General features: G+C 40.1%; 19 protein-coding genes. 18 read left to right on the top strand and 1 reads right to left on the bottom strand.

Features of this window, described 5'->3' with window-relative positions; genetic code table 11:
• Positions 1-164 precede the first annotated feature (164 nt).
• The 16 genes from typA (at position 165) to trpA (ending at position 19563) form a co-directional block, all read left to right on the top strand.
• Complete coding sequence (gene typA / locus ACLR96_RS00675) at positions 165-2054, top strand: translational GTPase TypA (RefSeq protein ID WP_177267930.1); 1890 nt, start codon at positions 165-167, stop codon at positions 2052-2054.
• A gap of 3 nt (positions 2055-2057) precedes the next feature.
• Positions 2058-2897, top strand: coding sequence for a mechanosensitive ion channel domain-containing protein (locus ACLR96_RS00670; protein ID WP_177267928.1), 840 nt, complete (start codon positions 2058-2060; stop codon positions 2895-2897).
• Positions 2898-3035: 138 nt separating this feature from the next.
• Positions 3036-3680, top strand: a complete 645-nt coding sequence (locus ACLR96_RS00665; RefSeq protein ID WP_177267926.1) for a cyclic nucleotide-binding domain-containing protein — start codon at positions 3036-3038, stop codon at positions 3678-3680.
• A gap of 144 nt (positions 3681-3824) precedes the next feature.
• Positions 3825-7268: a pyruvate carboxylase gene (locus ACLR96_RS00660; protein ID WP_177267924.1), complete on the top strand. Its 3444-nt coding sequence runs from the start codon at positions 3825-3827 to the stop codon at positions 7266-7268.
• Positions 7269-7451: 183 nt separating this feature from the next.
• Positions 7452-8849, top strand: coding sequence for a spore germination protein (locus ACLR96_RS00655; RefSeq protein WP_177267923.1), 1398 nt, complete (start codon positions 7452-7454; stop codon positions 8847-8849).
• 51 nt (positions 8850-8900) lie between these two features.
• Positions 8901-9338, top strand: coding sequence for a cell wall hydrolase (locus ACLR96_RS00650; protein ID WP_177267921.1), 438 nt, complete (start codon positions 8901-8903; stop codon positions 9336-9338).
• 16 nt (positions 9339-9354) lie between these two features.
• The gene (locus ACLR96_RS00645) at positions 9355-9858 is read left to right on the top strand and encodes a hypothetical protein (RefSeq protein ID WP_177267919.1); all 504 of its coding nucleotides are present in this window, start codon (positions 9355-9357) and stop codon (positions 9856-9858) included.
• A gap of 306 nt (positions 9859-10164) precedes the next feature.
• Complete coding sequence (locus ACLR96_RS00640) at positions 10165-11424, top strand: 5-bromo-4-chloroindolyl phosphate hydrolysis family protein (RefSeq protein ID WP_177267917.1); 1260 nt, start codon at positions 10165-10167, stop codon at positions 11422-11424.
• Positions 11425-11441: 17 nt separating this feature from the next.
• Positions 11442-12578, top strand: a complete 1137-nt coding sequence (locus tag ACLR96_RS00635) for a toxic anion resistance protein (RefSeq protein ID WP_177267915.1) — start codon at positions 11442-11444, stop codon at positions 12576-12578.
• A 484-nt stretch (positions 12579-13062) separates the two neighbouring features.
• Positions 13063-14550, top strand: a complete 1488-nt coding sequence (gene trpE, locus ACLR96_RS00630; protein ID WP_177267913.1) for an anthranilate synthase component I — start codon at positions 13063-13065, stop codon at positions 14548-14550.
• Positions 14547-15140, top strand: coding sequence for a glutamine amidotransferase-related protein (locus ACLR96_RS00625; protein WP_177267911.1), 594 nt, complete (start codon positions 14547-14549; stop codon positions 15138-15140). Before trpE ends, ACLR96_RS00625 begins: the two co-directional genes overlap by 4 nt.
• Positions 15118-16128, top strand: a complete 1011-nt coding sequence (trpD, locus tag ACLR96_RS00620; protein ID WP_177267909.1) for an anthranilate phosphoribosyltransferase — start codon at positions 15118-15120, stop codon at positions 16126-16128. Before ACLR96_RS00625 ends, trpD begins: the two co-directional genes overlap by 23 nt.
• Entirely contained in the window at positions 16125-16988 is an 864-nt protein-coding gene (gene trpC / locus ACLR96_RS00615; RefSeq protein ID WP_412265067.1) for an indole-3-glycerol phosphate synthase TrpC, read from the top strand. Before trpD ends, trpC begins: the two co-directional genes overlap by 4 nt.
• Positions 16989-16993: 5 nt before the next feature.
• Entirely contained in the window at positions 16994-17611 is a 618-nt protein-coding gene (locus ACLR96_RS00610) for a phosphoribosylanthranilate isomerase (RefSeq protein WP_177267907.1), read from the top strand.
• 1 nt (position 17612) lies between these two features.
• On the top strand, positions 17613-18797 hold the full coding sequence (gene trpB, locus ACLR96_RS00605; protein WP_177267905.1) for a tryptophan synthase subunit beta: 1185 nt from the start codon (positions 17613-17615) through the stop codon (positions 18795-18797).
• Complete coding sequence (gene trpA / locus ACLR96_RS00600) at positions 18790-19563, top strand: tryptophan synthase subunit alpha (RefSeq protein ID WP_177267903.1); 774 nt, start codon at positions 18790-18792, stop codon at positions 19561-19563. The genes trpB and trpA overlap by 8 nt, the downstream gene beginning before the upstream one ends.
• A 73-nt stretch (positions 19564-19636) precedes the next feature.
• On the opposite strand, the gene ACLR96_RS00595 is transcribed toward trpA, so the two are convergent.
• The gene (locus ACLR96_RS00595; RefSeq protein WP_177267901.1) at positions 19637-21034 is read right to left on the bottom strand and encodes a L,D-transpeptidase family protein; all 1398 of its coding nucleotides are present in this window, start codon (positions 21032-21034) and stop codon (positions 19637-19639) included.
• Between the two features lie 187 nt (positions 21035-21221).
• On the opposite strand from ACLR96_RS00595, the gene ACLR96_RS00590 reads away from it, so the two are divergent.
• Together ACLR96_RS00590 and pfkA are read left to right on the top strand one after the other, a co-directional pair.
• Positions 21222-24779 carry a DNA polymerase III subunit alpha gene (locus ACLR96_RS00590; protein ID WP_207722970.1) on the top strand — a complete coding sequence of 1186 codons (3558 nt, stop codon included), beginning with the start codon at positions 21222-21224 and terminating at the stop codon, positions 24777-24779.
• 24 nt (positions 24780-24803) lie between these two features.
• A complete protein-coding gene (gene pfkA / locus ACLR96_RS00585) occupies positions 24804-25763 on the top strand; it encodes a 6-phosphofructokinase (RefSeq protein WP_177267899.1) in 960 nt (319 codons plus the stop codon).
• Positions 25764-26114 lie beyond the last annotated feature (351 nt).

The following is a 26114-nucleotide window of genomic DNA, read 5'->3' as shown; positions in this document are numbered from 1 at the left end:
TGTGACCTTTTCTGTTTGATATATATTAAAGATTTCGCGAAACAGTTGGCGATATAATAAGTATCAGATATTGTAGGTTATTTCATAGATTTAGAGATTTTTTGACACAGTCACGATATTATTCTATAATATATTGTTAAAATAACGGAAAGCAGGAGAAATTTATGTCAGATAAACAGAAGATAATAAATATTGCTGTAATAGCTCATGTAGATGCGGGAAAGTCTACTCTTGTAGATGCATTTCTCAATCAAAGCGGAGTTTTCAGAGATAACGAGCAGGTAGTTGACTGTGTCATGGACAGTGATGATATCGAAAGAGAAAGAGGGATAACTATTTATTCCAAGAATTGCTCTGTCATGCATGGGGATGTTAAGATAAATATCGTGGATACACCGGGACACGCCGATTTTTCGTCGGAAGTCGAACGTATTATAAAAACAGTGGATACTGTTATATTGCTGGTGGATTCAAGTGAGGGACCAATGCCTCAGACAAGATTCGTTCTTAAAAAATCGCTGGAACAAGGTATTAATCCAATACTTTTGATAAATAAGATTGATAAGAAAGATGCCCGTATAGATGAAGTGGTAGATGAAGTATATGAGTTGTTTATGGATTTGGAGGCTAATGATCAGCAGCTGGATTTTCCTATTTTATACGGTGTAGCAAGGCAGGGTATAGTGGTTTACGATCCTGACGATATTAGGGATATACATGTAGAGGGCGGAGAAAGCAAGATAAAGAAATCCGCAAAAGGCATGAATGGTCTTGATATCACACCTTTGTTCGAAACTATAATTAACCATGTAAAACCATATCCTGACTATAATGAAGAGCCTCTTCAGCTGCAAATATCAGCGCTGGCATATGACGACTATATAGGGAGACTGGGAATAGGACGTGTAACAAAGGGTATAGTGAAATCCGGAAGCACTATTGCTGTTGCAAGAGGCGATGGACAGATAGAGCAGAAAAAGATAAATCAGGTTTTTGTATATAGAGGGCTTAAGCGGGTGGCAGTGGATCAGGCTGAAGCCGGAGATATAGTCGTTGTTTCCGGCATACCTGATATTTCCATAGGAGAGACTATCTGTGATCCTTCAGATCCCCATCCTCTGGAGATGATTAAGATTGAAGAACCTACACTTTCTATGTATTTTATGGTCAACAAGTCCCCTTTTGCGGGAAAAGTAGGTAAATTTGTTACATCTAGGCATTTGAGAGAGCGTTTGGATAAAGAACTGGAAGTAAATGTAGGACTTAAAGTGGAAGAAACTGATTCCACTGACAGTTTCAAAGTTTCTGGAAGAGGAGAGCTTCATCTTTCCATATTGATAGAAAATATGAGAAGGGAAGGGTATGAGCTGGCAGTTTCAAAACCTGAAGTCATAATGCAAAGAGGTGAGAACAATAAGGTGCTTGAGCCTGTTGAAGAAGTAGTGCTTTCGGTGCCTGATGAATATTCCGGATCGGTCATTTCCAAGCTTAATCTCAGAAAAGGTATGATGCAGGAGATGAAAAGTGAAAATGGTTTCACAAGGCTGGAATATCTGGTGCCTACGAGAGGCCTTCTGGGGTACAGAAGTGAATTCATTAATGATACGAGAGGCGAGGGGACAATGGTCAGACGATTCGAAAAGTTTGACGAATATATGGGAGATATAGCGGGAAGAGTTAATGGTGTTGCCATAGCACAAGAAGAAGGCGTTTCTACACCGTATGCTATTTTTAATATAAGTGAAAGAGTACAGATGTTTATAGAGCCGGGGACAAAAGTATATGAAGGAATGATAATAGGTATGAACGCCCGGGGAGAAGACATGGTGGTCAATCCATGCAAAGTAAAAAAGGCAAGTAATATGAGGGCTGCGGGAAGCGATGAAAATATTAAACTTGCGCCTGCCAGAGTCTTTTCTCTTGAGGAGGCTCTTGAATTCATTGATGATGATGAGCTAGTAGAAATAGTTCCCGACGATATAAGACTCAGAAAAAAATATCTTAAAGAGTTGGAAAGAAGACGGCTCGGAAAGAAAATAAAAACGGAGGAATAATCTATGGATGAGCTTACGAGGGCCGAGAAAATTATCGGCAAGTTCTTTGAATCCGATAAACTGTGGGATCTGGCTGCCGTAATGATAAAACTTGCCGTAATGGTGCTGGCGGGATTGATAGTTCTGAAAATAACATTGAAAATAACACGTAAAGCGCTGGACAGAAGCAGTCTTGATGTGGTCTTGTATACATTTATAATAAACGCTATAAAAACAGTGGCTGTTATCATACTCATAACTATGTGTCTGGGACTTTTGGGAGTTCAGATGAGTACAATAATAGCAGTGATAGGCGCGGCAGGCGCGGCAATAGCCCTTGCTTTAAAGGATAGTCTTGCCAATATAGCAGGGGGCGTCATGATAATAGTGACGAAGCCTTTTAACAGAGATGATTATATAGATATAGGGAATGTATCGGGAAAAGTCAAGGACATTGATCTTTTTATAACTACTTTGATGACTTATGATAATAAGACGATAACTGTACCTAACGGACTGGTTAATACATCTATATTGATAAACCACAGCAAAGAGGATATAAGGCGTGTGGACTGTAAGTTCAACATTGGATATTCCAGCGATATTGTACTGGCTAAACAACTTATGAAAGATATTTGTGACAGAAGCGATATGGTTCTGGAGGATCCGGAACCTGTTATAGGAGTTTCTGATCATGGAGAAAGCGCAGTTATAATGGATCTTCTTGCATGGTGTCATACTGATGATTATTGGACTCTGAAGTATTTTCTCGAAGAAGAGGTGAAGCATGTCTTTGATGAAAACAATATAGCTATACCTTACCCTCAGATGGATATCCATATAGAGAAGAAGGATGATAAATAAGAGAAAAACGTTGTCCTGAAAACATTTTTCTGGAAGCAAATATGGTAAAATATACAATCATTGTGTTAAAGATTTGATAATGCCATAAAAATTATAAAAGAGAAGGAAAAACAGAAAAGTTATCTGTGCAATGGAAAAATGATGAAATATCTGGGGACTACAATAGACAGCGGAATATTCGAAAATCTGAGCAAATCTGATTATTTGCAAGCCTTTGAAGAGCTGAATGTGATCGGACAAAACATGAGAAGAGATGATGTTATATTCCGTGAAGGCGATGAAGTTAATAAAATATGTATCATTGACAGAGGAAGCGTAAGAGGTGAGAAGGCATATCCAAACGGAGAGCTTCATATAATACAGATTTACGATGAGGGATCTGTGTTCGGAATAGAGACAGCTGTATCCAGAAAGCGTACAGCTCCCATTGATTACATCTGCAATGAGGATAGTACGATTGTGTTTGTTTCTTTAAAAAATATCAATAATTCAAGATTCAGCAAGCAGATATATGAAGTTCTTATGCAGCAGATGGCCAGCGATAATATTAAGAAGATGCACAAGATAGAGATACTTGCGGAAAAAGGACTGAGAAAAAGGATCCTGATGTATCTTGAAATACTCAGGACAAAAGCGGGTTCAGATACAGTAAGTGTTAAAATGAGCAGAGAACAATTGGCACAATATCTTTGTGTTAACAGGAGTGCCCTGTCTAATGAGCTTAATAAGATGAAGCGGGAAAAAATTATAGATTTTGAGAAAGATCAGTTTAGATTTCTGTGAAAATACCACAAAAACATCATAAATAATAAATATAGAGTGGAAAAAAATTGTGAAAAGTGATACAATAACACGATAGACATTTTATTTGTGTGCAAAAAATCAAGTGACTAAACATTATAAACGAGAGGAAAGGAGACTCGGAATATGAAGCAAGGCAGAAAGTTTAAACGAGTATTGGTAGCCAACCGAGGCGAAATAGCCATTAGAATATTCAGAGCCTGCAAAGAATTAGGAATAAGAAGTGTTGCAATTTATTCTGAAGAGGATAAAAACACATTATTCAGAACAAAAGCGGATGAAGCGTATCAGGTAGGGAGAGGAAAATCTCCGGTAGACGCTTATCTGGCGATAGATGAGATCATCGAACTTGCGAAAGCAAAAGGCGTTGATGCTATCCACCCGGGCTATGGTTTCTTGGCTGAAAATGTGGAGTTTGCCAAAGCATGTGAAGAAGAAGGAATCGTATTTATCGGACCTGATTACAACATGATGGACAATCTGGGAGATAAGGTAAAATCCAAGATAGTTGCAAACAAGGTGGGGGCACCTACTATACCGGGAATAACAGAAACTATCCCATCGGAAGAAGTGGCTCTTAAATTTGCAGAAGAATGTGGATATCCTGTAATGCTTAAGGCAGCTGCAGGCGGCGGCGGCAGAGGCATGAGAATTGTAAGAAGCAAGGAAGAAATGCCGGATCAGTTCAGAAGTGCCAAAAGCGAGGCTAAGAAAGCATTCGGTATTGATGATATTTTTATTGAGAAATATCTTGAAAGGCCAAAGCATATAGAGGTTCAAATCTTGGGAGACAGTTACGGCAATGTGGTACATTTATATGAACGTGACTGTTCAATACAGAGAAGGCATCAGAAAGTAGTGGAATTCACTCCTGCGCTTTCAATAACCGAAGAACAGCGACAGAATATATGTTCTGATGCTTTGAAGATTGCAAAGGCAGTGAATTACAGAAGCGCCGGAACAGTTGAGTTTTTGGTGGATCACGAAGGAAATCACTATTTTATAGAGATGAATCCGAGGATACAGGTAGAACATACTGTTACAGAGATGACTACAGGTATAGATATTGTGCAGGCGCAGATCTTAATAGCCGAAGGATACAGTCTCGATTCAGATAAGATTAATATTAAAAGTCAGGAAGATATAAAGCCGAGAGGATATGCTATCCAGTGCAGGCTTACTACGGAGGATCCTATAAACGGTTTTGCACCCGATACAGGTGTTATTACCAAATACACAAGTGCCGGAGGATACGGAATAAGGCTTGATGCGGGCAATGCTTATGTGAATGCCAATATCTCGCCTTATTATGACAGCTTGCTGGTAAAAGTGACTTCATGGGCCAGAAGTTTTGAGGATGCTGCAAACAAAGTGAAGAGAGCACTAAAGGAGATGAAGATAACAGGTGTTAAGACAAACAGGACATTCCTGCTTAACGTGCTGAATCATCCTACTTTCAGAGCGGGAAACTGTGATACCGGATTCATTGCCGATAATCCTGAGCTTCTCAATATCATGGTTCGTGAAGATAAGGAATTGAAAGTCCTTACGTTCCTGGGAGAAAAGTTTGTAAACGGAAACAGAGGAATCAAGCCTCAGTTTGACGTTCCTGTTTTCCCGAGAATCAAGCAGGATGAAATAAATAAGCTGAGAGGCACCAAACAGATCCTGGATGAGAAAGGTCCTGAAGGTCTTGTTGAATGGATTAAAGATCAGAAAAGGCTGCTCATTACAGATACCACTATGAGAGACGCACAGCAGTCTTTGATGGCTACAAGAGTAAGAACAGTAGATATGGAGAAAATTGCTCCTGCGGTGGCATTATATGGACAGAATCTGTTTTCACTGGAAATGTGGGGCGGAGCTACGTTTGATACAGCTTACAGATTCCTAAAGGAATCACCATGGGAAAGACTTGAAACGCTCAGAGCCAAGATACCTAATATTATGTTCCAGATGCTTATAAGAGGAGCCAACGGCGTGGGATATAAGAATTACCCGGATAATGTAATAAGAAGATTCGTTAAAGAATCTGCAGCATCGGGTATAGACGTATTCAGAATTTTCGACTCGCTTAACTGGATACAGGGTATGGAAGTAGCTCTTGATGAAACTCTCAACCAGGGTAAAGTGGCAGAGGCATGTATCTGTTATACAGGAGATATTCTGGATTCAAGCAGAGATAAATACAATCTGGATTACTACGTAAGAATGGCGAAGGAACTGGAGAAGAGAGGAACCCATATACTTGGAATCAAGGATATGTCGGGACTTATCAAACCTGTTGCGGCCAAGAAGCTGATAGATGCTCTTAAGAATGAGATATCTATTCCTATTCATTTACATACTCATGATACGAGCGGAAACGGCGTTGCAGCTCTTATGATGGCGGGTGCGGCAGGAGTTGACATTATAGATGCAGCATTTAACAGTATGTCTGGACTTACAAGTCAGCCGGCTCTCAATTCTATCGTTGCAGCTATGGAAGGAACCAAAAGAGATACGGGTATTGAACCTGATGGTATTCAGAAGATATCTGATTACTGGGCGGCGGTAAGACCTGTATATAAAGAATTTGAATCCGACATGATGACGGGCTCTGCAGAGATATACAAATACGAGATGCCGGGAGGACAGTATTCCAACCTTAAGTCACAGGTTGAAAGCTTTGGCCTCGGTCACAAATTCAATGATGTTAAGGAGATGTATAAGGCAGTAAATGAAATGCTGGGAGATATCGTAAAGGTTACGCCTTCTTCAAAGGCTGTAGGAGATATGGCTATTTTCATGGTACAGAATGAGCTTACTCCTGAAAATATCTATGAAAAAGCAGCCAATATGGATTTCCCTGATTCAATAGTGTCATATTTTGAGGGTATGATGGGACAGCCTGAAGGCGGATTCCCTGAGAAGCTTCAGAAACTTGTGCTTCACGGAAAAGAACCGATTACATGCAGACCGGGAGAACTTCTGCCTGATGAGGATTTTGATGCGATAAAGAAAGATCTTAAGGAAAAGTATGGTTTGGAAGGAACAGAAAAAGAAGCGCTGAGTTATGCGTTATATCCTAAGGTATTTGAAGATTATCTCAAGAGTCTTGAAAAGGACGGTAATTTCAGACTTATGGGAAGCGATATATTCTTCCATGGACTTGCCGAAGGCGAAACTTGTGAAGTTAAGATTGCGGAAGGCAAGGAACTGGTGGTAAGACTTTCAGATATCAGAGAAACTGATGAAGAAGGTTTCAGAAATGTTGTGTTTGAAGTTAACGGCAACAGAAGTGCTGTAAAGATAAAGGATGAAGCGGCTAACATGGCAGGAGCAGCGTCGCAGATAGTATATGCTGATGCAGATGATCCTACGGAAATAGGCGCCAATATCCCGGGAAATATCATTAAAGTACTTATAAATGAAGGTGATGAAGTTGATGAAAAACAGCCTATTGCCGTAATAGAAGCTATGAAGATGGAAACTAATATACTTGCTCCTATCAAGGGTGTGGTCGACAAGATTTACATAAAAGAAGGACAGCAGGTTAAAGCAGGCGAGCTTATCGCGAAGCTTAAGTAGATCGTTTTTTGCTGAATCAGATATGAGCAAAAACAAATGAAGAAAATCTGCTGCCCAAAGACGGCGGCAGATTTTCTGTATTATGTGAATATCAAAAGAGATATTCATTCAATGATAAAAACACCTCGCATATATTAAGAGTTTTGGTAAAAAATAATATCAAAATTATGCGAGGTTTTTTTTATGGATAAATATAATGAATTGATTAAAAAAATTAGAAGACAGGTTCCTGTCGGGGAAAGTTTTGACTTGCTGGAGAGGAAACTGAAAATAGGCGGGAAATCAGCCAGCATGTTCTTTGTTGACGGGCTGGTGGACGGAGGGATGATGCAGAGAGTTATATTCAGTTTATTTTCACTGAAACCTGAGCAGGTAGAAAATGCAAAAAATGCTCAGGAATTTCTTGAAAGCAATATGCCTTTTCTTGATGCCATGGTTACAGAGGATCTGCAGCAGGCTATAACTTTTCTTTATTCAGGTCTTGTTCCTTTGTTTATTTCAGGGTATGGCGGAATAATAATAATAGACTGCAGGAGTTACCCCTTAAGAGGAATAAACGAACCGTCAAAAGAAAAATCACTTAGAGGTTCCAAAGATGGGTTTGTAGAGTCCATGATGACAAATATAGCGCTTATAAGAAGGCGTATACGTGATAATAATCTTATATTCAAGATATATTCTGTGGGAAGCTTGACTAAGTCTGATGTTTCAATAGCGTATATGAAGGATAAAACCGACATGAGCATGGTAAAGAAACTTGACGGAGAACTTAAAAAACTTAAGATAGAAGGTCTTACGGTGACGGAACAAACTCTTGTGGAAAGGCTTATAGGCAAGAAGCTTGGAAGGTTCAATCCGTTTCCGAGGGTTAGATATACTCAGCGTCCTGACGTAATAGCAGCGCATGTCGAGGAAGGAAAGATAGCTATAATAGTTGATAATTCACCCACAGTTATTCTTGTTCCGGCAGGAATCTTTGACTTTGTGCAAGATGTGGATGATTATTATTTCCCTATGCTTACAGGCAATTATTTCAGAATGCTTCGTATAGCAAACATGTTGGTGATATTGTTTGCAACACCGGTATATCTGCTGTTTGCTGAGGGAGATATACCGGTGCATGAATCTATCAAATTTTTTATAACAGAAGAAGATTTTGCAATAAGTGTCTTCTGGCAGTTCATGCTTTTGGAACTGGCTATAGATGGATTGAAGCTTGCATCCTTAAATACACCTGAATCTTTAGGAATGTCACTGTCTGTAATAGGTGCACTCATATTAGGTGAGTTTTCTGTTTCATCGGGCTGGTTTATACCACAGACGATACTTTGCATGGCAGTTGTAGCTCTTGCCAGCTTTACACAGCCAAGTATAGAGCTTGGATACGGTATCAAATTTATAAGAGTTTTGATGCTCATAGGAGCTCATGTCTTTGGCTGGCCCGGCATGGCGGCGGCTTTTGTGCTGTCCATAATCGCAATGGCTACTACGAAAACAATCGTTGGAACATCGTATCTGTATCCCGTAATACCGTGGAATGGAAGTAAACTGAAGAAATTAATATTCAGAACCAAAAAATAACCTTTTGCATATAATACCGTAGCGATAATTGAAAGGTGGAATCAAAGAGCAATGGATACAAGGGAACTTTTTGCACGATTGGTGCAATGTGAGGCAGGAGGAGAAGGATATCCCGGAATGCAAGGCGTCGCAACGGTTATAATGAACAGAGCAACTATCACTTACGGAGAGTTTGCAAGGATAAATGAAGGAGGCAATATAAGGAATGTAATAGAGCAGCAGAATCAGTTTACCTGTATGAAAACTTCTGTGGGAGGAAGCTATAATCCTCAGAACGTTTATAACATGACTCCACTGCAGGAACATTATGATATAGTAGATTGGGCTATGCAGGGAGGCAAACTGGCAGGAGTAGATCATTCGCTGTTTTTCCATAACCCGTATAACCCTGTCTGCCCTACGTATTTTCCTACCAGGGTAGGTGTTATCCACAATAGGATAAACGACCACTGCTTTTACATTCCGACCGTTTATTATGCGCAGACTTAAATAAAGAGGTGATTAAATGGCTGTAGAACAAAATGTTGCCACACAGCTGGAGCGTTCTGATATGACTCAGGTAATGCAGAATACTGACAGAACAGAGGTTCCGCAGAGAGAAGAAGGGGATATCCCTATATCCGATATTACAGGTACAAACATACTTTCCACAGGGGATCTTGATCAAATTAATACATTCCCAATGATCTTCCCTAACAGTCCCGTATTCAGAGTACCGGCAAATCCGCTTTTGCCGGAGGAGTACAGTGAATTTTTAGATTACAATTCTCTTCAGTACTTAAATGGTTTTTTCAGGACACAGATCGGAAGATATGTCAGAGTGCAGCAGTTAGTGGGTTCCAATACTTTAGAGGATCATGAGGGATTTCTCATAGGAGTGGGGATCAATTACATCATATTGCAAGATTATGCTAACGGTAATATCAGGGTTCTGGATATTTACGGAATAAAGAGTATGTATGTTTATTATGCAGAGATTACGAATCCATACAGAAGCAGTACCGAATAAAATTTTTTAAACATTCGTGATACGACAAAGTTAACTCAAGAAGAAGCAAGTCTCGGAAAGCATACCGAATCAGGATGCTCCGGGGCTTGTTTTGCTGTATAATCAGATAAAGATAAATGAGATTAATCTATAGATCCGGAGAATCGGTGATTTCTTGCTTTTTAATATTGGGTAAGATATAATAAATAACATACTTGTAACTGCAGGAGGATCTGTTTTTTTTAATTGTGAGGAGATTTGATCCGGTAAGCACACAAAGAAAGATTTTTCTTTAATATAGCATTTACGATAACTGATGGAGGGAGTATGAAGGGACAAGATTGGAACAATTTAGGAAATGATTTAAACAGGATAATAGAAAATGCTGTGCATATGGGGAATTTCGGTCATCTTAATGAAAGCATAAATGATACGATCCGGGAAGCTTTTCCAGGATCAGGAGAAGAGTTCAGAAGTAATGATGGATGGGATTTTGACTTAAGCAAAAAGAAAGACAGGCAGCCGATAAAAAACAGTCAATGGAAAAGTAGCGACTTTAAGAGTGCCAATGATAAAAAGAACTCGGGAACTGGAACACGTGGAAGAGATTCATTTCGAAATATAGGACATCTTGATGTAAAGATCTTTGCCAGCGGCAGCAAGAGAAAGGCAGGGTCATTGGCAATGCTCATAGGAGGGGTATTGCTTGCGATATTTAGTCTGGTTCCTCTTGTCACGTTTATGTTAGGCGCTGTAATGCATATAGACAGTATGGGGATAGGATCTTCGATATTATTTATTCTGATGATTTTATCAGGCGGAATACTTATCACAAAAGGGATTTTGGGAATGCGGCTTGCATCACGATTTGACCAGCACATAAGAAGCCTCGGAGGGGATACTTATGCCGATGTAAAAAAGCTTTCTCTTTATTGTCACAGAACGGAGAAAGATGTTGTAAAAGAGCTGAAGAAAATGATGCGTAAAGGATGGTTTCTTCAGGGTCATTTTGACGACGGAGAAAAGTGTTTTATGGTGACCAATGAAGCGTATGAACAGTATCTTGATACTATGAAAAATGCAAAGATCAGAGAAGAGGAAACTCGAAGAAAAGCGGAAGAGGAAGCAAGGAGAAACGGAGGACTGACTCCTGAGGTCAGGGCTATAATAAAAAAAGGCAATGAGTACATAGAAAGTATACGAAAAAGTAATGATGCTATACCCGGCGATCAGATATCGGAGAAGATATACAGAATGGAGATGCTTGTGAGACGTATATTTCGTCAGACGGAGGCTCATCCTGAAAATGCTCAGGATCTCAGGAAACTGATGGAGTATTATCTTCCAATGACGGTAAAATTGCTGAAGGCATACGAAGAACTTGACGGACAGCCTGTCCAGGGAGAAAATATTTTAAAATCTAAAAATGAAATAGAAGGTACATTGGATACGTTGAATATTGCTTTTGAAAAACTGCTGGACAGTTTATTTCAGGATACGGCGTGGGATGTTTCCTCTGATATTTCAGTATTGCAGACTATGCTTGCACAGGAAGGGCTGACAGATGACGGCTTTATTAATAAGTAAACAGATTGGAGAGAAAAATGGATATGGAATTTAAAGAAGCATCGACACCTACGCTGACACTGGATCCTTTTAAGGAATCCGAGAAGGTGAATCCGGTGAAGGCTGCTGAACCGGAGGCTATGGATGACAATGTGCTGTCACCTGAAGAACAAAAGATAGTAGATGATTTCGCGCAGCAAATTGATTTGGAAGATTCAGCGACGATACTTCAGTATGGAGCGGGAACTCAAAAGAAAATGGCTGATTTTTCAGAAACGGCTCTTGAAAAGGTCAAATCAAAGGACTTGGGAGAAGTAGGAGACCTTCTTACAGGTGTTGTAACGGAACTTAAGGGATTTGATACTACAGAGGAAAAGGGCTTGTTTGGCTTTTTTAAAAAAGGAAAGAATAAGATCGAGGCTCTTAAGGCAAGATATGCCAAGGTTGAAACTAATGTTGAAAGTATATGTAAAGTGTTGGAGAATCATCAAGTACAGCTTTTAAAAGATATTGCGGTTCTTGATAAGATGTATGATGCCAATTTGACATATTTTAAAGAACTGACCATGTATATTCTTGCCGGGAAAAAGAAGCTTGCGCAAATTAATGCAGGGCAGCTTGCCGAGATGACGCAGAAAGCTAAAGTAAGTGGTCTTCCCGAAGATGTGCAGGCTGCAAAAGACCTTGAATCAAAATGTCAGCGTTTCGAAAAGAAACTATATGATCTGGAGCTGACAAGAACGATATCAATACAAACTGCTCCTCAGATAAGAATGGTACAGGGCAATGATACGATGATGGTAGAGAAGATACAGTCTACTCTTGTAAACACTATACCTTTATGGAAGAGTCAAATGGTCCTTGCTCTTGGAGTTGCGCATTCAGGGGAAGCTGTGAAAGCTCAGAGAGAAGTTACTGATATGACTAACGAGCTTCTTAGAAAGAATGCTGAAACTTTGAAAATGGCAACTGTAGATACTGCCAGAGAAACAGAAAGGGGAATAGTTGATATAGAAACTCTTCAGCATACTAATGAAACCCTGATATCAACCCTTGATGAGGTGATGACGATACAGCAGGAAGGCCGTCAGAAAAGGGCAGAGGCTGAGACGGAACTGAGAAAAATGGAAAATGAGCTTAAAAATAAACTTCTGGAAGTTGTGGAGAATAAATAAGTCAGTTGTGGCATACAGTAAAAAATTGTTGACACACACATAAATTTATGATATTTTTAATGAAAATAGTAAACCGATGAAGCGGAGATCAAAGCAATAATGCACCCACAGAGAGTCTGGGATGGTGAGAGCCGGACGGAAAAGCAGATTGCCAAATGGACCGCTGAGGGCGCAGTCAAAGGCCGGAAGACAATTATACGGAGGCTGAGTATTCTGCGACGTAGGACATACGTCAGTTGTCAGGAATATGTTGGTATTCCGTAGAGAAGCATGGGTCATACCATGAATTAAGGTGGCACCGCGGGTATTTACTCGTCCTTGATGGAATTTATATTCTGTCGAGGGCGAGTTTTTTATTGCAGCATGCTTAAAAATTTGTTTTGGCGTAAGGACAAACACAAAAATCAGAGGGTTTCAAAGTGTACTGATTTTACAGTGCTCTGTGGTTTACAATTAATAAGATATTTAAAGGAGGTAAGGTATCATGTATCCGACATTAAACAAGATAAGAGAAATAGCCGCATCAGGGAAGTATAAGAGGATACCGGTCTGCAGAGAGATTTTTTCAGACAGCTGTACTCCTGTAGAGGTGATGAGGATATTGAGGAAAGTCAGTAGGCATTGCTATCTTTTGGAAAGTGCCGGAAGGCAGGAGGTCTGGGGAAGATATTCTTTTCTTGGATATGATCCTCGAATGGAGATCAGCTGTACTGATGGCGAACTGACTATAAGAGAAGTTATGGACGATGGCAGTCAGCAGAAAAAGATTATTCAGGTAAATCATCCAGGGGATATATTAAGAGGGATTCTTAAAAGATACAAGACACCTGTAATGAATGGATTGCCAACATTTACAGGAGGGCTGGTAGGGTATTTTTCATATGATTACATAAAGTATAGTGAACCTAAACTTAAATTTGCATCAAAGAAAGATCAGGATTTTAGAGATATGGATCTTATGCTTTTTGATAAAGTGATTACTTTTGATCATTACAGACAGAAGCTTCTTCTTATAGCAGGAGTTATGACTGATGATATAGAGAGATCTTACAAAAATGCAGAGAAGACACTGAATGATATGGCCGAACTGATAAGTAATGGTGAAAAGGAAGTATTTGATCCGCTTATTCTGAAATCGGAGATAAAACCATATTTCTCAGAGAAAGAATACTGCAGTATGGTAGAAAAAGCAAAAAAGCATATACATGAAGGAGATATTTTTCAGGTAGTCATTTCCAATCCCATGCAGGCTGAGGCAGAAGGCAGTCTTTTCGATACTTACAGGGTATTGAGAACAGAAAATCCGTCTCCATATATGTTTTATTTTTCAAGTGATGATATTGAACTTTCCGGAGCATCTCCGGAAACTCTTGCAAAACTTGATGATGGTAGACTCAGTACTTTCCCGTTGGCTGGAACAAGACCGAGAGGAGAGAACGAAAAGAAGGATAAAGCATTTGAACAAGAGCTTCTTGCAGATGAGAAAGAACTTGCAGAGCATAATATGCTGGTAGATCTGGGAAGGAATGACCTCGGAAAGGTGAGTGAGATAGGAAGCGTTAAGGTAGAGAAATATCTTTCTATAGAAAAGTTTTCTCATGTAATGCACATAGGTTCAACGGTTACAGGAACTATTCGCAAAGATAAAGATGCTATAGATGCGGTTGATGCAATCCTTCCGGCAGGAACACTATCGGGAGCGCCTAAATTCAGAGCCTGTCAGATAATAGAAGAATTGGAAGGAGATAAAAGAGGTGTTTATGGCGGAGCAATAGGGTATTTGGATTTTACAGGGAATATGGATACCTGTATAGCTATAAGGCTTGTGTATAAAAAGCGCGGTAAAATATGCATAAGAGCAGGTGCAGGAGTGGTGGCCGACAGTATTGCAGAAAATGAGTTCAAAGAGTGCGGTAATAAAGCAAGAGCGGTCATAAATGCCATAGAAAAGGCGAAGGAGGGCTTGAAATGATTTTGCTGATAGATAATTATGACAGTTTTTCCTATAATCTGTATCAGCTTATAGGAACAGTGGAAAGAGATATAAAAGTAGTAAGAAATGATGAATGTTTACTTAAAGATATAGAAGATATGGAGCCTGAGGCGCTTATATTATCCCCCGGACCGGGAAAACCGAAAGACGCCGGTATATGTATAGAAGCCATTAGGCATTTTACAGGGAAGATACCTATATTAGGTGTATGTCTGGGACATCAGGCGATATGTGAAGCTTTCGGAGGAACTGTTTCGTATGCAAAAAAGTTGATGCATGGTAAACAGAGCAAAGTTTATCAGGGAGGAAAAGGAAGGTTATTTCAAGGGCTGGGGCCACAATTTAAAGCTGCGAGGTATCACTCTCTGGCAGCACTTGAAGATGATTTTCCGGAGGAGCTTGAGGTAACAGCGGAGGCTGATGATGAAGAGATAATGGCTTTGGAACACAGAATGTATCCTATATTCGGTGTGCAGTTTCATCCTGAATCGGTGATGACGCCTGATGGACGGAAAATGATAGAAAATTTTATGGAGGTAGTGAGAAATGATCAAAGAAGCGATATTTAAACTGGCTAAAAAAGAAGACCTTACATATAAAATGGCAGAAGAAGTGATGGACGAGATCATGAGTGGGGAGGCTACGCCGGTACAGATGTCGGCATATTTGACCGCTTTGTCTTTGAAAGGTGAAACCATAGATGAGATTACTGCGTCGGCAGCAGGGATGAGGTCTCATTGTATAAAATTACTTCATGATATGGATGTTCTTGAAATAGTGGGGACAGGCGGAGATGGTTCCAATTCTTTTAATATATCTACGACGGCATCTCTTGTTATTGCATCGGCAGGAGTTTCTGTGGCTAAGCATGGAAACAGAGCTGCATCTTCAAAGTCAGGAGCGGCGGATGTGCTGGAAGCTCTTGGAGTGGATATTGCAATATCGCCGGAAAGAAGTGCAGAACTTTTGAAAGAGATAAATATCTGTTTCCTTTTTGCACAGAATTACCACGTAGCTATGAAATATGTGGCCCCTATAAGAAAGGAACTGGGAATACGGACGGTTTTTAATATATTGGGTCCGCTCAGCAATCCGGCAGGTGCGAATATGGAACTCATGGGTGTATTTGATGAATCGCTGGTAGAGCCTTTGGCGCAGGTAATGGCAAAACTGGGAGTGCAGAGAGGAATGGTAGTATACGGTCGGGATAAACTCGATGAGATCTCTATATGTGCGCCTACATCTGTGTGTGAGATAAAGGACGGATGGTTTCAGTCATATGAATTGACGCCTGAGCAGTTTGGGTATGAAAGATGCGGCAGGGATCAGCTTACAGGAGGAAGCCCGAAGGAAAATGCGTCAATAACTTTAGATATATTGGAAGGACGGGAAAAGGGGGCGAAAAGACATGCAGTATGTCTTAATGCAGGTGCGTCGCTTTATATAACCGGAGCAGTATCTTCCATAGAAGATGGGGTAAGATATGCTGAGGATCTTATAGATAATGGCTCTGCACTTAGAAAACTGCATCAGTTTATTGAGAAGAGCAACAAATGACAGCGAGGGACATAACGATGGAAACAGAAAATATATTGGATCAGATAACGGCAAAAGCAAGAGGAAGAGTCAGAAAGAAGAAGGAGTTTGTTTCACCGCAGGAAATAAAAATGAGAGCGGAAGCTATATGTCAGGATACGTTGAAAAAACCGAAGATAACTTTCCGAGAGGCTCTGATGAAAGAGGGGATGTCTTATATATGCGAAGTGAAAAAGGCATCTCCGTCTAAGGGTATTATAACAGATGATTTTCCATATCTTGATATAGCGATGGAATATGAGGCTGCGGGAGCAGCTGCTATATCGTGCCTTACGGAACCTTTTTATTTCATGGGAGATGACAGATATCTTGCGGAAATATCAGAAGCAGTGGATATACCTGTTTTGCGTAAAGATTTTGTTGTCAGCGATTATATGATATATGAAGCCAAAACTCTCGGAGCTTCGGCTGTACTTCTAATATGTTCTATATTGACTGAAGAAAAATTGTCTGAATATATACGTTTGTCACAGAATTTGGGGATGGATGCTTTAGTAGAAGCTCATGATGAAGCAGAAGTAAAAAAGGCGGTAAATGCCGGAGCAAATATAATAGGAATCAACAACCGTGATCTGAGAAGTTTCAGGGTAGATATGGAAAACAGTGTCAAACTGAGGAGCTTGGTTCCGGAAAACATCATATTTGTATCAGAAAGCGGTATAAGATCAAATGATGATATTCGAAAACTTCGACACAATAATGTGGATGCTGTTCTTATAGGAGAAATTTTAATGAGAAGCAGCGATAAGAAAGCAGCCCTTAAGGAACTGAGCGGCGGCCTTGACGCAGGTGGGAAAGCAAAGACTGCGGCAGAGAGGTAATAACCATGACTAAAATAAAGATATGTGGCCTTAAGAGGTTTGAGGATATAGAATATGTCAACGAGGCAAAACCTGATTATGCCGGATTTGTGATAGAGATTTCAAAGAGTCACAGATCTGTTTCTTATCAGAAGGCAGCGAAACTTGCGGAAAAGCTGGATAAGAATATAATGCCTGTAGGTGTATTCGCAGATGCACCGCTTCAGCTTCCGGCAAGGCTTATGAATGCCGGAATTATATCAGTAGCACAACTTCACGGACATGAGGACGAAAGATATATTCGCAGTCTGAGATCAATGACTGATGGAAAGATAATTAAAGCTTTTTCTGTGACTGGCAGGCAGGATATTGAAAAAGCCATATCCAGTATCGCAGATTATATACTGCTCGATCAGGGGAGTGGAGGAAGCGGCAGAACGTTTGATTGGTCTTTAGCTGAAAGCGCAGGCAGAAAATTTTTTCTTGCGGGAGGACTTGATTTATATAACCTAAAAGAAGCTATATCCAGACTGGAGCCTTATGCCGTGGATTTGAGCAGCAGTCTTGAAACAGAAGGCATAAAAGACAGGAAGAAAATAATTAAAACAGTTGAAGCAGTACGGGAATATGACAGGAGGAAATAATATGACAGGAGGAAGATTTGGTGTTCACGGAGGGCAGTATATACCGGAAACACTTATGAATGCGGTTCTGGAACTGGAAGACGCTTATAACAGATATAAAGATGATTCTCAGTTTAACAGTGAATTAACGGAATTTCTCAATGAATATGCGGGACGGCCGTCAAGACTGTATCTCGCGGCTCATATGACAAAAGATCTTGGAGGAGCCAGAGTATATTTAAAAAGAGAAGATCTCAACCATACAGGATCTCATAAGATAAATAATGTTTTGGGGCAGGTTCTTTTAGCAAAAAAGATGGGAAAAAAGAGAGTAATAGCAGAAACAGGAGCGGGACAGCATGGTGTGGCCACAGCTACTGCAGCGGCTCTGATGGGATTGGAATGCGAAATATTTATGGGAAGAGAAGATACAGAAAGACAGGCTTTAAATGTTTACAGAATGAAACTTTTAGGAGCCTGCGTGCATGAGGTGACTTCAGGAACTGCCACATTAAAGGATGCTGTATCGGAAACTATGAGAGAATGGACCAATAGGATAGAGGATACACATTATGTGCTGGGATCAGTAATGGGACCTCACCCATTTCCCACTATTGTGAGAGACTTTCAGGCTGTTATTTCCAAAGAAATAAAAGAGCAACTGATGGAAAAAGAGGGAAGACTTCCGGATGTAGTTATGGCATGCGTAGGAGGAGGTTCGAATGCCATAGGAACTTTTTACCATTTTATAGAAGATGAGTCTGTGAAATTAATAGGATGTGAGGCGGCAGGCAGAGGGATAAATACTGCTGAAACGGCGGCTACTATATCTGTGGGAAGCCTTGGTATATTTCATGGAATGAAATCTTATTTTTGTCAGGATAAGTATGGTCAAATTGCTCCGGTTTACTCTATATCGGCAGGGCTTGATTATCCGGGGATAGGGCCTGAGCATGCATATCTGCATGATATAGGGAGGGCTGAATATGTACCGGTTACTGATGAGGAGGCCGTGGAGGCTTTTGAGTATCTTTCACAGAAGGAGGGGATAATACCTGCTATAGAGAGTGCGCATGCTGTGGCATATGCGAGAAAAATAGTTCCTCATATGGATAAAAATCAAATAGTGGTTATAACGATATCGGGCCGAGGTGATAAAGACTGCGCAGCTATAGCCAGATACAGAGGGGAGGATATATATGAGTAAAAATATAGCAGATGCATTCAAAAACGGAAAGGCTTTTATACCTTTCGTAACATGCGGAGATCCTTCTTTGGAAACTACAGAGCAGATTGTATATGCCATGGAAGAGGCGGGGGCTGATCTTATAGAACTGGGTATACCTTTTTCAGATCCTACAGCTGAAGGGCCTGTGATACAGGCGGCGAATGTCAGAGCACTGTCAGGAGGAGTTACTACTGATAAGATATTCAAAATGGTAGAGAGGATAAGAAAAAATACTGATATTCCTATGGTGTTTATGACTTATGCTAATGTAGTATTTTCTTATGGGATTGAAAAGTTTGTAAAAAGAGCAGCAGAGGCTGGAATGAACGGAATAATATTACCTGATGTACCTTTTGAGGAAAAGAGAGAATTTGATGATGTATGCAGACAGTACAATATAGACTTTATATCTCTGATAGCTCCTACGTCTAATGACAGGATTGCGATGATAGCCAAAGAGGCCAGAGGATTTATATATTGTGTTTCGTCGTTAGGTGTTACAGGAATGCGCTCAGATATAACTACAGATGTGGAAACAATGGTAAAGCTGGTCAGGGAGAATAGTGATCTGCCCTGCGCTGTCGGATTCGGTATATCAACGCCGGAGCAGGCAAAAAATATGGCGGAAAAAAGCGATGGAGCCATAGTAGGTTCGGCTATCGTTAAAATATGTGAAAAATACGGAGATAAGAGTGTGTTTTATATTAGAGAATATGTAAAGAAAATGAAGAAGTCTCTTCTTTAGAAAGAGTAAAATCATCGGTAACGGTGTGCTGTGTGTAATAAAAAAGGACGAGTATATGCGTCCTTTTTATTTTTCAGTAATGCATTACTACAGGCATTCCGACTTCAGCTGCGTTGTAGAGTGAAGGCATCTTATTTGGCGGCATGTTTATACAGCCATGGCTGCCCCCGCGTATCCAGATACTTCCGCCGAAAGTATTTCGCCAGTCTGCGTCATGAAGTCCCTGACCTCCCCATGTGACACCCAGCCAGTATTTAACAGGGCTTTCATATTTACTGCCGTCGGCATTATCTCCCTTTAATACTACATCCCGTACTTTGTTGAGAACGTAAAAGGTACCTGTATCTGTGGTGGTTCCATCTGTTTTGCATCCGGTGACACAGTTCGCACTGAACTGGAGCTTTCCGTCTTTGTATAATTTAACAATCTGTCCGGAAATATCTACATCTATATATGTATTTCCCACATCTGTGGAATATTTACCGTAACCTTTTTCGGAGAATAGCGGTTCGCGAGTGATATCTTTATGAGAATTTATGTCAGCTGTAAGCTGTTCCGCTTCTTTTTCCTGATCTATTTTCCATCCGTAAGTACCGCCGCTTACGTTGATTTGTCTTCCGCTCAGTGATGTGAAGTTTCTCTGGGCTCCTATATTATCGTATTTTTCCGCCAAGGAAGCAACATATTTTTTTACAGCTTCCTTATCTGCTTTTCCTGATTTATTATCTTTCATAAGACTGGCAAGTTGTTCAGCTGATATGGTAAAAGTTTCATCTCCCATATCATATGTAATTTTCTGACTGAGATATTTCTTGCAGTATTTCTGATATTCTTTGAGGCTTTCATCTTCTGCAGTTATTTTCGGAAGTGTATAATAATCTTTTTCTTCGTACATGAATTTTATTTCACCGGTCTGAATATGGTGAAGCAGATCTGTAAAGAACTTTTCCGCATTAGGTTTATCTCCGTATTTTTCGGGAACTATGGGAAAATCGGGATCGGAAAGATCCACATATGCGTCTTTGCTGGCACTTGCTTTTTCCTGATTGAGGAAAGATGAAGAAATAACACGTTCTTTGAACTGCTGTCCGTAATCCTTGACTACCATAGGAAACTGAATAACCAGTGGAGTTTTGGCAAAATGGTTAGCTGCAGCGAATACCATATAATGAGTTTTTGATTTTTTTAAATCTTTCATTATATCATATGTGCAGTCAAAATCCGTGAAGGTAGCCATGTCATCGCTTAACGGGCCTGTTATCACGATGTGTTTTGAGTTCCATTCTTTTGTAAGTTTTGATTCAGCTTCTTCGTAAGTAAGTCCTGAACAGTCGATACCGTTTATCGTTGTATTGTCGGGGAAGTTACTGTTTTCATAAGAATCTGTTTTTGAATACGCTATCGTTGCACAGGTGAATGCGATGATAATTATTAAAATAATTATGGAAATGGTTATAACAAATTTTTTCATATCTTCTCCTTAAACCTTTTTTTATTCTACTCTATTTAATATAAGTTTTAAAGGAAAAAAATACATTTTCCCGGGAAATCATTTAAAATTTTTTACGGTATGATTTTTTTACCTAATAAGGTATAATTATTACAGAAATAAGTTATATAAACGAAATATTTTTTGCATATAAAAAGAAGGAATTGATATGGCATTTACACATCTTCATGTACATACAGAATATAGTTTACTTGACGGAGCATCACGTATTGCTGATCTTGTCTCACGTGCCAAGGAGTTGGGAATGGATTCTGTAGCTATAACCGATCACGGAGTGATGTTCGGCGTTATTGATTTTTACAGAGAATGTTTGAAAGAAGGCATAAAGCCTGTCATAGGCTGTGAAGTTTATACGGCGGCAAGAACATTGTTTGACAAGGATTCAGAGAAAGATAAGCATATGGGACATTTGGTTCTTTTGGCTGAAAACAATAAAGGCTACAGAAATCTTATGAAAATAGTGTCAGAAGGATACCGCCATGGATTTTATTATAAGCCGAGAATAGATAAGAACGTTCTCAGGAAGTATAGCGAAGGGATAATAGCTTTATCTGCCTGCCTTGCCGGAGAGATACAGCATAGGCTTCTCAATGGGGATTATGATGGGGCCAGAAGAGAGGCTCTTGAGATGCGCGATATATTCGGAGAGGATAATTTTTTCCTTGAGCTTCAGGATCAGGGGCTGGAAGAAGAGATGCGGATTCTTCCGGATATGAAGCGTCTTCATAAAGAAACAGGGATTCCTTTTGTCGCCACCAATGATGTTCATTATGTAAGACAAGAGGACTCTGTGGCACAGGATGTACTCATGTGCATACAGATGGCAGCAACCATAGATGAAGAAGGCAGAATGAGATTTCCCAACGATCAGTTTTATCTGAAATCGGAAGATGAAATGAGAAAAATTTTTTCATCGATACCGGAAGCATGTGATAATACAGCTAAGATAGCAGAGCGATGTAATGTTACTTTTGAGTTTGGCAAGCTTCACTTGCCTGATTTTAAAGCTCCTGACGGAATGTCCAACAGAGAATATCTGAGAAAATTGTGTGAAGACGGTCTGAAACAGAGATATAAAGATGCGGCTGCAGATGATATGAAGGAGCTTCAGGTAAGGCTGGATTATGAGCTTTCTACTATAGAAAATATGGGTTATGTAGAGTATTTTCTTATAGTATGGGATTTTATAAATTATGCCAAGAACAAGGGAATAATGGTAGGTCCGGGAAGAGGATCGGCAGCAGGCAGTATAGTGGCTTATACTTTGCGTATCACGGATATAGATCCTATAAAATATGGATTGATATTTGAAAGATTTCTGAATCCGGAGAGAGTCAGCATGCCTGATATAGATATAGATTTTTGTTATGAAAGAAGAGGAGAAGTCATAGATTACGTCATAGAAAAGTATGGAGAAGATAAAGTTTCTCAGATAATTACATTCGGAACAATGAAGGCTAAACAGGCGGTCCGTGATGTGGGAAGAGTTCTAAACGTAAGCTATCCGGAGACAGATGCCATTGCTAAGGCAATACCGTTTGCCCTTAAGATGACTATAGATAAGGCATTGGAGACGAGTCCGGAACTCAAGGAAAAGTATGATAACGAGGAGACTACAAGAAAAGTCATAGATATGGCAAGGGCTGTAGAAGGTATGCCAAGGCATGCTTCTACTCATGCGGCCGGGGTTGTTATTTCCAAGGAAAGTATAGACGAATATGTGCCGCTTTATCTTGCGGATAAGGGGCTTTCTACCCAGTTTAATATGACGACTATAGAAGAACTGGGGCTTTTGAAGATGGATTTTCTCGGATTGAGGAATCTCACTATAATCAGAGATGCTCTGGAGATGATAGAGAAAAACCATGGAGTCAAGATAGATTTTTCATCGATGGATTATGACGATGCAGATGTCTTCGATATGATTGCAAAAGGAAACACACAGGGAATATTTCAGCTTGAAAGCGGAGGAATGACTCAATTTATGAAAAATCTCAGACCTGACTGTTTTGAAGACATAGTCGCAGGTATTTCTCTTTACAGACCGGGTCCGATGTCTTCGATTTCTACGTATATTGACAATAAAAAACATCCCGAAAACATACAATATATCCATGAGAGCCTGAAACCTATACTGTCTGTCACTTACGGCTGTCTGGTATATCAGGAACAGGTAATGCAGATTGTAAGAGATTTGGGCGGTTATTCTTATGGAAGGTCGGATCTTGTTCGTCGTGCTATGAGTAAGAAGAAGATGGATGTTATGCTGGAAGAGAAGGAATATTTTATAAATGGCAAGACAGATGAAGACGGGAATGTTGAGATTGCCGGATGTGTGAATAACGGTGTGCCGAGAGAGGCTGCTGAGGAAATATTTAACCAAATGGTAAGTTTTGCAGAATATGCTTTCAATAAATCGCATGCTGCAGCTTATGCAGTGGTTGCTTATGAAACGGGATATCTTAAGGTGCATTATCCTGTAGAATTTATGGCGGCGCTTTTGACAAGTGTAATGGGAGATCCGGATTCGACAGCAAAATACATAAGAAACTGCAGTGAAATGGGTATAGAAGTTCTTCCGCCTGATATAAACGAAAGTCATAAGAAATTCTCTGTTTCTAACGGAAAAATAAGATTTGGACTGATGGGTGTAAAAAATGTAGGAGAAGCGCCTATCGATGCCATAATAGAAGCAAGAGAGGAAAAAGGCGAGCCGAAGGATATTTTTCAATTTATAGATAATCTTGATATCCATAAGATTAATAAAAAGGCGCTGGAGAGTCTCATAAAAGCAGGAGCACTGGATCGTCTCAATGATAACAGAGCTGCTCATATGGCTGTATATGAGCAGCTCGTGGAGTCGGCTCAGTCAAATGCCAAAAATACAATAGAAGGGCAGATAACTCTTTTTCAGATAAATGCCGAGGCTATGGAGGAAAATGAAACGGTAAAAAGACTTCCGGATGTGAAGAATTTTGAAAAAGAGATGCTTATAGCGCAGGAAAAAGAAATGCTTGGGGTATATATCACAGAACATCCCTTGAAAGAATATGAAAAAATCATAGAGAAATCAGTTACCGTGACGGCGCAGGATTTGGCAGATGTACTGGAAAGTGAAGAAAGCGGTGAGAGTCACAGTTTTATCACAGATGGTATGCATGTAGTTATGGCGGGAATAATAACAGGAAAGAAAACGCTGATAACAAAAAACAACAAGATGATGGCCTTCATAGATATGGAAGATCTTTACGGAACTGTGGAAGTGGTGGTTTTCCCTAACGTATATGAAAGATACGCAAAATTTGTTTCGGAAGACAGGATAATATCTATTTCAGGAACTATAAATTTCAAAGAAGGGGAAGTACCTAAACTTCTGGCTGACAGGATAACCGATCTTAAGGAAATAAGCGGTTTATCATCTGACAGAGAGGAGCCGAGGAAGAAAAGAATGAATTTCACCGTATCGAAACCGGAAAAAACAGAGCCTGCGGGGCTGGTGAAGATAAAGCTTCCTTCGGGTGATGTTTCTGTTATGCTGGAAGATATCAAGCAGATCATGAGAAATCATAAAGGAATGTATCAGACTATCGTATATATGCCTACAGGAGGGTCATTCAGAACTGAGCCGGAGCTGTGGGTAAACCCTGATATGGAGTTTAGAACGGCTGTCATAAATATAGTGGGAGAAGAAAATTACAAAGGCTGAAAGAGACTAAGGAAGGAAAGCGATATGAAACGGATCGGTATACTCACCAGTGGAGGAGATGCTCCGGGTATGAATGCAGCTGTACGGTCAGCTGTGAGAACAGGTATTTCCATGGGGATGGAAGTGTATGGCATAAAGAGAGGTTACGAAGGCTTGCTGGACGGAGAGATAGAAAGGATGCAGTGGCAGTCTGTAGGTGATATTCTGCAGCGTGGAGGGACCATACTTAGGACTGCTCGCAGTGAAAGATTCAGAACAGAAGAAGGAAGAAAACATGGAGTTAATATTCTTGAAACTTTTGGAATAGAGGGGCTTGTAGTAATAGGCGGTGACGGATCTTTTAGAGGCGGATCTGAGCTTGCCGCACTCGGCATTACCGTTATGGGGGTGCCGGGGACCATAGATAACGATCTGGCATATACAGATTATACTATTGGTTTTGATACAGCGGTGAATACTGTTTTATCTATGATATCGAATCTCAGAGATACAGCTTCAGCTCACGAAAGAACTACTATAGTAGAGGTTATGGGAAGAGAGTGCGGAGATATAGCTCTTTATTCAGGGCTTGCCGGAGGAGCTGATGTGATTTTGCTGCCTGAGATGGAGTTTGATATAAACTCTGTGTGCAGAAGAGTTCTCAGAGGTCAGCAATCGGGTAAGCTTCACAGCATAATAGTTAAGGCAGAAGGCGTTGAAATAAGTTCACATCAGCTGGCTGAAACAGTGCAGGAGCGTACAGGGCGTGAAGCTCGGGCGGTTGTGCCGGGATATATACAGAGAGGAGGCACACCTACAGGACGTGACAGGATGCTTGCCAGTATGATGGCAGCAAAGGCTATTAAGCTCCTTTACGATGATGAGGAAAGCAAAGCGATAGGTACGTGCAACGATGAGATAATCGCATATGATTTGGAAGAGGCTTTGTCTATGAAGAAGCATTTCAGAGCTGATCTTTATGAAATAGCCGAGACTCTGGCATAGATATGATAAAGGGGCAAAATGTGAAAAAAATGATTAAAAAGTACGGAATTGTTATAATGATTTACACTATGACAGCTCCTGAATATAGAAAATAAAGCCGAAACAGATGATGACAACAGAATTACAGACATTAAAGAAAAAGGCGTCGAATTAGGGAATTGCTTAGATTTTCCTTAATTTGACAGTCTTTTTTTATATCTTTAGTTGCAAAGTTTTTATTATTTTATTTTACCTACATTTAATGTAGAACAGACGGGGATTTAACCGTAAGAATCTATAATTAACAAAAGATCGTTGTTTTTTCTTTAAAACAAACCGTTATGTTGTACTGAGGAGCTGTTACGTGAACAG

Origin of the sequence: Lentihominibacter sp. (assembly GCF_046951855.1) — a bacterium.
GTDB lineage: Bacteria > Bacillota > Clostridia > Peptostreptococcales > Anaerovoracaceae > Lentihominibacter > Lentihominibacter hominis.
This window is presented reverse-complemented; position numbering and strand designations above follow the sequence as displayed.